Consider the following 11,890-nt stretch of genomic DNA (forward strand, 5'->3'; position numbering starts at 1 on the left):
TTACCTCAACGCGTAGAGATAAGCGGCGATGTCCCGCGCCTGTTGCTCGGTGATCCTCGTCGACGGCATGGCCGTGTGCGGATTGACTTCCCTCGCCGAGCGTATCCAGCGGATCATGTTCTCCGGATTGTTTGCCAGCAGGCCACCGATAAAGACCCTGTCGGCAAGGCCACCGTCCAGGCGGGGTCCGACCTGGCCTTGCGCACCCGGCACGCCGGGTATCGTATGGCAGCCGGAGCAGCCATTCGCCGTCATGATTGGAATGGCGCGGGCGCCTACGCCGCCGGTCGCCGCATCCGACTCGTGCCGGACGCGCTCGCGCCGGTCGGACCACAAGGTCGCCGCTGCGACAGCCGCAGCCAGCAGCAGGATTGCGGCAAGGGCGCCCCCGATCAGCCTACCCAGGTCGGAGCGCATGTGTTGCCTCCCTGGTTGCGCTGCTGCTTATCCAGAGGCCGGCGAGCAGCAACGCGGCGCCGCCATAAATCAAGCCTGCCGGAACCCACATTACCAATCCGGCGAGCTGCTGGTCCTCGATCGCGGTCAGGCCCCACAATGCCGCGCCGGCGCCATTCTCCGGATACCAGAGTTTGGGCGAGATCAGCAGCAGGACACCGAGCAGGCCGGTATGAAGCGAGGTGAAGAAAAGATGCATGACGGAGTTGCCATAGGTCTGCTGTCGACCGGGGCGCGGTAGGAGCGCCCACCAGAACAGCAAGGCTGTGCCGAGGAAGCTCGCATGCTGGGCATAATGGAGAAAGCCCTGCTGGAGCGCTGCCTGGAACAACGCCGGAATGTGCCAGATCCAGATGGCGACGCCGTGAATGATCGTCGCGTTGAGGGGGCGGATCACCAGGGCCCAAACCGATTGCAGCGTCTTTGCGCGCGTGAGCTTGCCCGTTCCGCGGCGAAGTGAGGCCGGCAAGGACCAGAGCAGGACTGCGCCTGGGCACGCGGCGACAAGGAGAGGCGCCGCCACCGCCATCAGCAGTTCATGCTCGATCATATGGGCGGCAAACACCCGCTCGCCGAGCGCATGGATGGGGCTGACCAGTGCTGCCGTCAGCACGCCCCAACCGGCGGCGAACAACAACGCCTGCCGCATCCGCTCGGGACGGCCTCGGCTGCTGCGGCGCCACAACCGAGTCGCTCCGATGGCATAAAGGAAGGCAATCGCGGCCAGCGGAAACGTGATGGGAAATGCGAGCGTCCATCCGGCCTCGGGCGCGCCGGCGCCGTAGCAGATCGAGGTCGAGAAGAACGCGTCGAAGCTCATCGCAGGCACTCGTCGAGAATGAGAGCCGCGCTGCCTTGCATGATGATGACGAGGGCAAACAGCAATGCCGCAAGCATGCCGAGATCGGCGACGAACTGCTCGGTGCTGCGCGTGCGCTCAGGCTTGAAGGCGGCGCCGCCCTGCCGCTTCGCCCGCCATGACAAGGCACCGCCGAGCAGCGAAAGCACGGCGAGCACCAGTGCCACGGGAAGCACCACCGGCACCTGGCGGTTGCACTGCCATGGTACGAGTGCGTAGTTCAGCTGCGTCGAGATTGCCCAAGCCATCGGCCCCGACAGAAGACCACCCCAGGACGTTCCCATTTTCAACGCACGCATCAGCCTAGCCTCGGCATCCAGTAGATGAGCAGATAGATCGGGATCCAGGTCAGCACCACGAAATCCCAATAGAAGACATTATCGCCGACATCGCCGAAGCGCCGGCCGCTATAGCCATGGCGTGTGAACATCAGCACCGTCAAAACGATAGTGTCGCCGACATCCGTGATCAGGTGTGTGGTGTGCAGCCCGAGCAGCACCCAGAGCATCGAGCCATAGGCGTTCGTGTCCCAGTAGATGTTCAGCGCCGGGAATTCGAACCAGCGCACGACAAGCGGGGCCAGACCGAGCAGCGACATCACCACCAGCCCGATCCGGACCGGTACGATCGCGCATTGCTTGGCATGGCCGTGGAGGATGTGATTCGGCACCACGCTGATGATAAACAGGATGGTGACGATCGTTCCGGGCCAATGGTTGGGGTGCGGGGCGCTTAGACGCCAGTTGGGCCACAAAGTGGCGAGATAGAGATATGCGCCGGCGGCCAACGCAAAGCCCATGCCTTCCAGCGCCATGAAGCCGAGCGTTCCCCACCAGGTCGGGCTGCGCGGACCATGTCCAAAGGTCGGGAGGTCCGAAAGATCCAAGCTGGGACGCTCACTCATCCCTCATCCTCCGGGTCGTCCTTGGGCCAGAACCAGCCGATCAAGGTGATGGCGATCGGCGCGGCGCCCCAGACGATCGCCCAGGGCGTGAAGATCGAATAGACAAACGTACCGCCGACAGCGATTGCCGCCAGCAGCGGCCAGATCGACGGTGTCGCCGATTTCTCGCGAATGTCGGGATGGGCTTCCGCCACGGTTGAGATCAACAGCTCACGGACATCGACGCGGAGTCCGGTCGCCACAGGCGGCGCCTCCCGTTCGGCCCAGAGCGGCTCGACATGTGTGACAATCGGTATCCGCGCGAAATTATAGCTTGGCGGCGGCGAAGACGTCGCCCATTCGAGCGTACCGGCATCCCAGGGATTGTTTCCGGCCAGTTCGCCCTTCAACGCGCCGTGTACAAGATTGAACGTGAACAGTACGAAGCTGAGGAAAAAGAGCACCGCGCCGGCGCTGATGAACAGGTTGATGTTGCCCCAGCCAAGCTCGGCCGGATAGGTGTAGACCCTTCGTGGCATGCCCCAGAGCCCGACGAGATGCATTGGAAAAAAAGCCGCGTTGAAGCCGATGAAAGCCAGCCAGAAATGCCAGCGCCCGAGACGCTCGCTCATCATGCGGCCGCTGATCTTGGGGAACCAGAAATAGGCCGCGCCCAGCAGCGGGAAGACCGAACCGCCGATCAGCACGTAATGGAAATGGGCGACGACGAAATAGGTGTCGTGCACCTGGAGGTCCAGCGGCACCGAAGCGAGCATGACGCCGGTGAGGCCGCCGATGACGAAGATGAAAAAGAAGCCGAACACGAACAGCAGCGGCGTGCGGATCACCGGCCTGCCGTCCCAGAAGGTCGCCAGCCAGCAGAAGATCTGAACGCCATTGGGGATGGCGATCAGCATGCTCGACGCGGTGAAGAAGCTGGCGCCGAGCTTGGGTAGTCCCGTCGCGAACATGTGATGGACCCAGAGGCCGAACGAAAGGAAGCCGACGGCGATCAGCGACAAGACCAGCCCGAGATGCCCGAACACGGGACGCCGGGCGAAGACCGGAATGATCGCGGAGACCATGCCCGTCGCCGGCAGGAAGATGATGTAGACCTCGGGATGGCCAAAGAACCAGAACAGATGCTGGAAGAGCAGTGCGTCGCCGCCCTCGGCCGGGTTGAAGATATGTGTGCCGACCAGCCGGTCGAGGATCAGGAAGGTCGAGGTGATCATCACCGCGGGCATGGCGAAGACGACGACGAAGGAGGTAACCAGCATTGCCCAGACGTAGAGCGGAATCCTGTCCAGCGACATGCCGGGGGCTCGCTGCTTGAACACGGTGACGATGGTTGCCACCGCGACGGCCAGGGAGGATACTTCTGTATAAGTGATCATCTGGGCCCAGACGTCGGCCCGCTTGCCCGGCGCGAATTCGGGGCCTGACAGCGGCACATAAGCAAACCAGCCGACGTCGGGCGCCATGTTGAGCGCGAAAGACACCCAGGCGAATATGCCGCCCGAAACATAGATCCAGTAGCTGAACGCATTCAGGCGGGGAAAGGCGATGTTGCGGCTGCCGACCATCAGCGGGACGAGATAGATGCCTGTCGCCTGCACGATGGGCACGGCGAACAGGAACATCATGGTCACACCATGCATCGTGAACAGCTGGTTGTAGAGGTCCGGGCCGATCAGACCGCGCTGCGGCCCTGAGAGCTGGATGCGCATGGCGACAGCGTTGAGCCCGCCCAGGCACAGAAACACGAAGGCGGTGATCAGATAGCGCCGTGCGACGACCTTGTGGTCGACGCTCGACAGCGCGCCGATGATGCCGGGAGGCGTGCGCCATGTCCGCGCCAGCCAGCGATCCAGGCTGGCATCGTCCATGCCGGTGTCGCGCGGTCCGTCATGCTCGGGTGCGACGTCGCCTGTGGCGGGCGTTTCGCGCGGCAGGTCGCGTTCGCTTGTGAGGTCCGCGCTGCTCATTTAAGCGCCTCGAGATAGGCGACCATGGCGTTGAGTTCGTCGCCGCTGAGCTCCACCACCGGCATGTGGGATCCGGGCTTGATGCCCTGTGGGTCGGCTATCCAGGCGGCGAGATTGCCGCGGCTCATCGTCAATGTCCCGGCGGCAAGCGTCTGCCGGCTGGCTATATGGGTGAGGTCGGGGGCGACCGTTCCTCCGGCAGGCGTGCCGCCTATTCTGTGACACACCACGCAAGGGCGCTTCAGAAACAGATCCTGGCCGGCCTTGGCCTCGTCCCCCGTCGGAGTAGCTGCCGGCTGCAACTGGTCGTTCCACCAGGCGTCGAACTTCGCACGCGGCTCGGCGATGATGAAGGTACCCATGTTTGCGTGCTGCGCCCCGCAGAACTCGGCGCATTGACCTCGGTAAACACCAGGCTTGTCGGCCTTGAGGTCGAGCACGTTCATGTGGCCGGGAATGAGGTCGAGCTTGCCCGAAAGGCTCGGAATCCAGAAGGAATGGATGACGTCGGTCGAGGTCAGAAGAAGCCGCACCGGTTCCCCGGCGGGAATATGAATCTCGTTCGCCGTGGTCAGGATGCGGCTTGGCGTGGCATCCTCATAGCGCACCTCCCACCACCATTGATGGCCGGTGACCCGAATGGTCAGCGCGGCATCCGAGCCGATCGCGACGAGCGTCCTGTTGGCGAAGAAGCTCAGCAAGGTCAGTCCGATCAGGACAATGGCGGTCAACCCGACGGCGGTCATCACCGCGCGCAGCTTCCGGTCGTCGGCGCCGGCCTCGATCGCGAGCGGCTCCGCCTGCGCGCGCGACCGCATCATCAAGGGCACGACGAGGGCGATCATCACCAGCACCCACACCACGGCGCAGAGCGCGGTGAAGAACCAGATCAGCCATGCCAGTTCGCTCGCCGCGGGACCTTTCGGGTCGAGGGCGGATTGCCAGCCCGCGCATCCCTGGAGCAACAGAGCGCCGGCGGTGGCGAACGCCATCGAGACGAGACGTTTCACGGCGACTTCCCCAGCGTGGCCGCGTCGGGCATGCGGTTTTCCGACGGATGCGCCATCATGTCGTCATTGCGTTGCGGCGCGGCGGAAGACGGCGCGTTGCCGCTCAGCGAGCGCACGAAAGCCGCAAGCTCCCAGATCTGGTCGTCGGGAATCTTGTCGCGGAAGCTCGGCATGCCGTTTGGCCGACCGTCGCGGATCGTGGCATGGATGCTTTCGATCGAGCTGCCATAGAGCCACTTCTGGTCCATCAGGGCCGGCCCCATGCCGCCGCCGCCATTGGCGTGGCATCCCGAACAGTTGAACCAGCCGAAAAGCCGTTTCCCTTCGCTCATATGGAAGGCGTTGGCCTCGAAGCTCGCCGCCTTGTTATCGCTGGCGGGGGGGCGCTGTCCGCCGGGCTCCAGCGTGGTCACAGGCGTCGGCTGCTCGCCCGATCCGAGCGCCGATTGCGGGCGCGTGTCACGTTCCTCGCGCTGGCAGGCAGCGAGCGCCAGGACTGGAAACAGGAGCATGGCCACAACGGCTCTCATCGCACCGGGCTCCCCGAGGCATCGAGGCGCGGCACGCCATACTGTGACAGCAAGGCATCTATCTCGACCTTGTGCCTGGACAGGGCGCCATTGACATCGCCGCGCAGCGCATCGTCTTCGCGGCGGACGCCCATCGAGATGTCATAGATCATCGGCAGTTGCGGTCCATCGATGCGGGGCGCAACCGGCGTGATGCGGAGCGGCACCTTCTGCCTTGCGGCGAAGTAGCCGGCGAGGGGGCCCCAGACCACGGCAAGGTCGATCTCGCCACTCGCCACCGCTTCGACGATGCGCGCCGGCGGGTTGGGGGCGGAATAATCGCCATAGACCGGATAGCCAACGAGGTGCCCGACGATACCGCGGCGGCCAAGCGCCTGGACCGGAGGCGAATTGGCGCCATCGTCGCCGATGAGCTGAACACCGATCCGCATGTCGCGCAGCCGCGGATCATTGAACGATGCTACGTCGGGGCCGTCCCTGCGGGTGACGAAGACATAGGACGATCGGTAGTAGGGCGTGGTGGTGCGCAGCATTTCGAGGTTGCTCGGCGTGCCCGGCACGAGATCGCACAGGCCCGCCTTCAGCGTGTTGCGGATGAAGCCGCGGCGCTGCGCCCACCAGGTATAGGTCAGCTTCGCGCCGAGATCGGACGCAACGATTTCGGCGATCCTGTTCTCGAAGCCCTGACCGGCCGCGTTGGAGAACGGCATGTTGTTCGGATCGGCGCAGACCCTCAACTCACGTGCGTCGGCTGTGGCCGTCAAGAACACGAAGGCGATGGCGGCCATGCCGATCGCCAGTCGTTGACACGCCTTTCGCGCCGGACCTACGGTCAAGTACAATTCATCAAGGCAGCCGGAACACATAAAGCGTGCCTCCCGAGGTTGTCGCGTTCTTCAGATCCTTCATGGCATTGACGAAACCGAGCGCGGCGGTGGCGTCACGCGGATCAAGATCGCCCGATACAATTGCGCCGGCCCAGCCGCCGACGCCTGAGAGGATGGCGACATATTGGTGCCCGTCGGGACCGCGATAGGTGATAGGCTGGCCGATGATCCCGGACGAGGTCTTGAACTGCCAAAGCAGGTCTCCGGTCTTGGCGCTGACCGCCTTGAACCAGCCTTCCATCGTGCCATAGAAGACAACGTCGCCGGCGGTCACCACCGCGCCGCTCCATACCGGGAAATTCTCCTTGAGGCTCCAGGCGGGTTTCTCCGCGGCGATGTCCCAGGCGGTGAAGGCGCCGCGATTACCGCCGGGCCCTGGTATCATGCGGACGTTCATGCCCACATAGGGCGTGCCGGCGATGTAGTTCACCTCGACGCCTTCTTCATCCATGCACAGATTGTTGTGCGGGATGTAGAGCAGGCCGGTCTTCGGCGAGAACGCGGAAGGCTGCCAGTCCTTGAGGCCAGACGCCGTCGGACAGATATCGCGAACGACCTTGCCGGTGCCGGTCTTCTTGTCCGGATTTACGATCAGTCGACCGGTTTTCAGGTCCACACCTTTGCTGGAGTTTACGGGACCAAAGGGTTTTGCCGACAGCACCTCGCCGGTTGTCCGGTCGAGGATGTAGAGATAGCCGTTGCGCTCCGGCCGGATCAGCACCTTGCGCGGCTTGCCCTGCCAGGTCATGTCGAGCAGGATCTGCTCGTTGATGCCGTCATAGTCGTGGAGGTCGTGCGGGCTCCACTGATAGAACCATTTCGCCGCGCCGGTGTCTGGATCGCGCGCGAAAATGCCAGACGTCCACTTGTTGTCGCCCGGCCGCAAATCCGGATTCCATGGTCCGGGATTGCCGGTGCCGTGGAAAATCAGGTTCAGATCGGGATCATAGGAAATCCAGCCCCACATGTTGCCGCCGCCGATCTTCCAGGCTTCCGGCGGCCACGTCGTGACGCCAAGATCCTTGCCTTTGTCCATGTCGTAGTGCGGCTTGAAGTCCGATCCGATCAGCACGTCCTTGTCCGGCCCGGTGCTATAGGCGATCCAGACGACATGACCGTCGCCGGCGTCGAGCGCCTTTACCCAGCCGCGAACGCCCATCTCGCCTCCGGAATTGCCGACCAGCACTTTGCCCTTCACCACAAGCGGCGCCATGGTGATGGTCTCGCCGATGTTGATGTTGCCGACATGAGTGTTCCAGATCGGCTTGCCCGTGTTCGCATCAAGGGCAATCGTGTGGCCGTCCAGCGTATTGAAAAAAATGCGCCCGTCGGCGAATGCCACCCCGCGGTTGACGACGTCGCAGCAGGCCACTCCCTGTGCCGCCGGCTCGGGATTGGGTTCGTACTTCCACTTCATCGGGGCGCCGGGCTTGGAGAGATCGAGCGCATAGACGAAGTTGGGAAAGGGCGTCACGATATACATGGTGTTGCCGACGACCAGCGGCGCTGCTTCCTGGCCCTTGTTCACGCCTGTCGAGAACGTGAACGCGACCTGCAGGTTCTTGACGTTGCCTTCATTGATCTCGGAGAGTTCGCTGAAGCGCGTCGACGCGTAGTTCTTGGCCGGCATCGTCCATTGGCCGTCATCGGGTGGCGAGGCTGCGGCTGGCGGTACGATCGCTGGTGTTTTAGGAGGCTCGGACGCAGCGCCCAGAAGCAGCACGCAGGCGAGCAGCGTCACCAGAAGGATAGCGCCAAAGGAATTCCCGGCTGCCAATTTGCGGGTACGTCGTTCTACGTCAACGCGCGTTAATGCCAACTGCGGCATAGCTTTCATTTATTGATCGAGCCTCCCACGCCGGCGCCGAGTTCGGCCGCGATGTCGGCCTCCGTTCCGGCACAAAGCGGATGGCCCCAGCCCGAAGCGCTTTTGCCGCCGGGGTCCAGATCGTAGACAATGGCATCCTTGCGATTTGGATTGACGCCTGCCGGGACCTTGTCGAAGCCGAGCGCCGCGCGGATACGCCAGGCGACATTGTGATCGGCGCATGAGGAATCGCCTGAAACGCCGAGGCCGCCGACAATGCTCTTGCCGTCGTAGAGGGCAAGCCCGCCGCCAAACACCACGACGCCTCCGATCGGCTTGCCGACGAGCGGGTCGCCGGCGCTTCCGAACGTTTTGGGATCGCCCGTATAGGCCGCGGCCTGGTTGACGGGATTGGTCTCCTGCAGGCCAAATAGCGGTCCGCCGGGCTGCACCCCCGCATAGAGATTGGCCGTCGAGAGGGCCATCTGAGCCAGGCTGAGACCGTTGGCCGTGTTGGCTTTCTCCGCTGCTATGAGCCGACTTCCCGGCCATTGCGAGTCGGGGGTGGGGCCGCTGAACGCAATCGCGCAGACAGTGCCGTCACGGGCAACGATGGCTGCCCATTCGTTGGTTTCAAAGCCGCCATTGGCTGGTCCGCCGCTTGCCTTCACGTTGGCTTTGAGGGCTGCAAGCAGCTTATCGTGATCGGCCGGACAGGGTTCCTGCGCCATGGCCTCGTGCCCGTGGAACAGGCCACCCATCAGCAACAGCAGGCCAAAAAGAGGTACGAAAAGCTGCGAGCGATACATTGTTCTGGCATTCGTTTACAAAACAAGGACCACCCAGGCAGACCGCAGAATGCGAGGATACGTCCAATGGGTCAGTGCCTAACTCGCGTAATGCTTCTATGTTCCTGCTTTGCATAAAATTCGTGCAGTTGGATTTGGGTGCAGGTGTTCAATCAAAGCATGGGACCTGGATACCCGTGGCCACAGGCCAAGCGGTGAGGCAACGCGGCTGATCCAGGAAAATGCGATCGGGATGGCGCAGACGCACCCGCCCTGACAAACGCTGTTGCCTTGTCACGGCGTTCGACGATGGATGATCTCTTCAATAAGTTTCGCGTCGGCTTCGTATTCCGCGGCCCGCGCAGCCATTTGGCTGGCCAGGCTGTGTCTTTCCCGCGCGGCTTCGCGTTTTGCCGTACGTTTCGCCAACTCAGCCCGCTGCTGGTGCGCTCTTAAAAGGCTCCAAAGAGCCTGTTCCGCATCGTCAGCCTGGGCCTGCATCAAAACGTCCGCTCCGAACGCATGTCCGGTGTGGCAGCGGTAACGGGTAATCGGCCCGTCTTCGATCTCCCATAGGGGGCCATGACATTCGGGGCAGACAAATGTCGAGGGGGCGCCAAGCTGGCCTTCGGTCAATTCCATTGTGCTGTGCTCCTGAGCTGCAATCGCTGCCTCAAGGCGGATTCCGGACGGGATTTCTGGTGTCGGCCCTGCGATTTCGGAAGCAAGCCTGTGCAACAGGCCAGCCATTTCGGACAGAGGGACGCAATGGTCGATTTCCACATTCTGCAAGGCGCTCAGCGGCATATCGGGTACTGCGGCGTCGCCGGGGTCCTGGACTACGCTGACGCCTCCGCACATCTTGATTGCGTGCAGGCCGGCGGTGCCGTCGGAGAGGCTGCCTGTGAGCACGACGCCGATCACGCTGCCGCCAAAGCTGCAGGCCGCCGATCGAAACAGGGGGTCGATGGCGGGGCGCGCCAGGTTCTCGCGCGGCCCGCGCCGCAGCAGCATATGATCGTCATGTAACAGAAGGTGAGCTCCGGGCGGTGCAACGAAGATGTGCCCGTTTTTAACCTTCATGCCGTTGGAGGCATTTGCAACGGGCATGTTGGCAGCGCGACCGAGAATGTCGCCGAGGTAACTCGTGGGACCAACGTGCTGTACGACGAGGAGAGCCGCCGGGATGTCCGGCGAAAGATCGCGGACAAGTCTCTTCAGCGCGTCGACGCCGCCGGCCGATGCTCCGATTGTCACGATGCACCGGTTCTTGCAACCGTCGGGACGGACCTTGTCCGGCTGGCCCGCACGCTCCGAATCTGATCGTGGTGCGGCGGTGGCCATGGTTGCTTCACCCACATTCAGCACAGATGTCGATGCGAGCGCTCCGGCCAGTCCGTTGCTGGTCGGGCGCCCTGCCTTCGTCGGTGTTAGCTTCCGGCCGCATCGCGGAACATAGATGCCCGCAATGATGTCGGCTCTGTACTAACGCCTACGTGCGCGTTTGAGAGCAGCCTCTGCCACGGCCGGGGCCTCCTGAATGCTTGCCGCGCCGCCGAAATCGGCGTTCTTGGTACGGCCAGCTCCCGGGCCTGCTCCTAGATCAGCGCCTGTTGTCGGATCGGAAGCCGGATCGGAAAGCGTACGGTCGGCCATCCTGGCCACCACCTTCATGTCTTTGGCCCCCAGCTTGACAGTTGCCAGGCCGTCTCCGCCGTCGACGGGCATCACCTCTTCAAGGTCATCGATCCGATCCCACTCTTCGCCGGAATTCCATGGGCCAGCGACATCGCCGTCGCCTTGAGAGGTGTTGACATACATGCTGGCGTACTTCTCTACGCCTGGGAGCTTGCCGGAAGGGAAATTGTTTTCGATCGCGTAGAGTGCTTTCTCAAACGACTTCTGGTGCGCGATCTCGCGGGTCATCAGGAAGCCGAGCGCGTCCTTGATTCCCGGGTCGTCGGTGATGTTGATGAGGCGTTCGTAAACGATCTTGGCGCGAGCTTCGGCGGCGATATTCGATCGCAAATCCACCGTAGGTTCACCGCGCGAATCGACATAGGCCGCGGTCCAGGGAACGCCGGCTGAGTCGCACAGCGCGGGAGCGCCGCCGAACAGAATTGATTCCTTGGCTGTTGTGCCGCTGGCGCCGATCATCAGGTAAAGGTCCGCTTCCTTCATTTGGCCCTCGGCCAGCTGTGCCTTAAGCCCCTTGTTGAGCATGGTGACGATTGATCCCACCACTTCGAGATGGCTGAGTTCTTCGGTCGCAATATCGAGCAACATGTCGCGACGGCCAAGATCGTCCTCGCCAAGCCCTTGCGTGAAATAGCGCATGGCCGCTGCAAGCTCGCCATCGGCGCCGCCGAACTGTTCCATGATCATGCAGGCCAGGCGAGGATTCGGCTCCGAGACGCGAACGGTGTATTGCAGGCGCTTGTTGTGCATGAACATGGACATCTCTCCGGTTAGATCATCCGAACATCCCGGCAAGTTGATTGTTCCATCCGGCCATCGGCCAGCGAGCATTTTTACGGCAGCTTCAGTGTTGAGCATCGCAGGGAGCCAGAGGCGGCATTTATTTCTCCGACCGGTGACCGGCGGCAACGAGATTTCGATCGTGCTGCGCCATCACGGCAATGAGCAAGGCCGCGGATGGGCAAGAGGTAGACAAAATCTGGA

At 62.8% G+C, this 11,890-nt stretch carries 12 protein-coding genes; all 12 read right to left on the reverse strand.

The window, feature by feature from the left end; genetic code table 11:
- On the reverse strand, window positions 1-417 hold the full coding sequence (locus NKJ78_RS05850; protein WP_023681113.1) for a c-type cytochrome: 417 nt from the start codon (window positions 415-417) through the stop codon (window positions 1-3).
- Window positions 398-1,276: a cytochrome c oxidase assembly protein gene (locus NKJ78_RS05855; RefSeq protein ID WP_352459512.1), complete on the reverse strand. Its 879-nt coding sequence runs from the start codon at window positions 1,274-1,276 to the stop codon at window positions 398-400. The genes NKJ78_RS05850 and NKJ78_RS05855 overlap by 20 nt, the downstream gene beginning before the upstream one ends.
- Window positions 1,273-1,614, reverse strand: a complete 342-nt coding sequence (locus NKJ78_RS05860) for a hypothetical protein (protein WP_023681115.1) — start codon at window positions 1,612-1,614, stop codon at window positions 1,273-1,275. Before NKJ78_RS05860 ends, NKJ78_RS05855 begins: the two co-directional genes overlap by 4 nt.
- Entirely contained in the window at window positions 1,614-2,219 is a 606-nt protein-coding gene (locus NKJ78_RS05865; RefSeq protein WP_023681116.1) for a cytochrome c oxidase subunit 3, read from the reverse strand. Before NKJ78_RS05865 ends, NKJ78_RS05860 begins: the two co-directional genes overlap by 1 nt.
- The gene (ctaD, locus tag NKJ78_RS05870; RefSeq protein WP_352459513.1) at window positions 2,216-4,186 is read right to left on the reverse strand and encodes a cytochrome c oxidase subunit I; all 1,971 of its coding nucleotides are present in this window, start codon (window positions 4,184-4,186) and stop codon (window positions 2,216-2,218) included. Before ctaD ends, NKJ78_RS05865 begins: the two co-directional genes overlap by 4 nt.
- Window positions 4,183-5,196, reverse strand: coding sequence for a cytochrome c oxidase subunit II (coxB, locus tag NKJ78_RS05875; RefSeq protein WP_352459514.1), 1,014 nt, complete (start codon window positions 5,194-5,196; stop codon window positions 4,183-4,185). Before coxB ends, ctaD begins: the two co-directional genes overlap by 4 nt.
- Window positions 5,193-5,726, reverse strand: a complete 534-nt coding sequence (locus NKJ78_RS05880) for a c-type cytochrome (protein ID WP_023668011.1) — start codon at window positions 5,724-5,726, stop codon at window positions 5,193-5,195. The genes coxB and NKJ78_RS05880 overlap by 4 nt, the downstream gene beginning before the upstream one ends.
- Window positions 5,723-6,514, reverse strand: a complete 792-nt coding sequence (locus tag NKJ78_RS05885; RefSeq protein ID WP_023815901.1) for a substrate-binding domain-containing protein — start codon at window positions 6,512-6,514, stop codon at window positions 5,723-5,725. Before NKJ78_RS05885 ends, NKJ78_RS05880 begins: the two co-directional genes overlap by 4 nt.
- A 58-nt stretch (window positions 6,515-6,572) precedes the next feature.
- On the reverse strand, window positions 6,573-8,450 hold the full coding sequence (locus NKJ78_RS05890; protein WP_023691428.1) for a methanol/ethanol family PQQ-dependent dehydrogenase: 1,878 nt from the start codon (window positions 8,448-8,450) through the stop codon (window positions 6,573-6,575).
- Window positions 8,447-9,229: a heme-binding protein gene (locus NKJ78_RS05895; RefSeq protein ID WP_023712209.1), complete on the reverse strand. Its 783-nt coding sequence runs from the start codon at window positions 9,227-9,229 to the stop codon at window positions 8,447-8,449. Before NKJ78_RS05895 ends, NKJ78_RS05890 begins: the two co-directional genes overlap by 4 nt.
- Window positions 9,230-9,502: 273 nt before the next feature.
- Window positions 9,503-10,552 carry a chemotaxis protein CheB gene (locus NKJ78_RS05900; RefSeq protein ID WP_023700011.1) on the reverse strand — a complete coding sequence of 350 codons (1,050 nt, stop codon included), beginning with the start codon at window positions 10,550-10,552 and terminating at the stop codon, window positions 9,503-9,505.
- Between the two features lie 141 nt (window positions 10,553-10,693).
- Window positions 10,694-11,662, reverse strand: coding sequence for a manganese catalase family protein (locus NKJ78_RS05905; protein ID WP_352459515.1), 969 nt, complete (start codon window positions 11,660-11,662; stop codon window positions 10,694-10,696).
- Window positions 11,663-11,890: the final 228 nt, after the last annotated feature.

This window comes from Mesorhizobium sp. M0037 (assembly GCF_040323635.1).
Classification (GTDB): domain Bacteria; phylum Pseudomonadota; class Alphaproteobacteria; order Rhizobiales; family Rhizobiaceae; genus Mesorhizobium.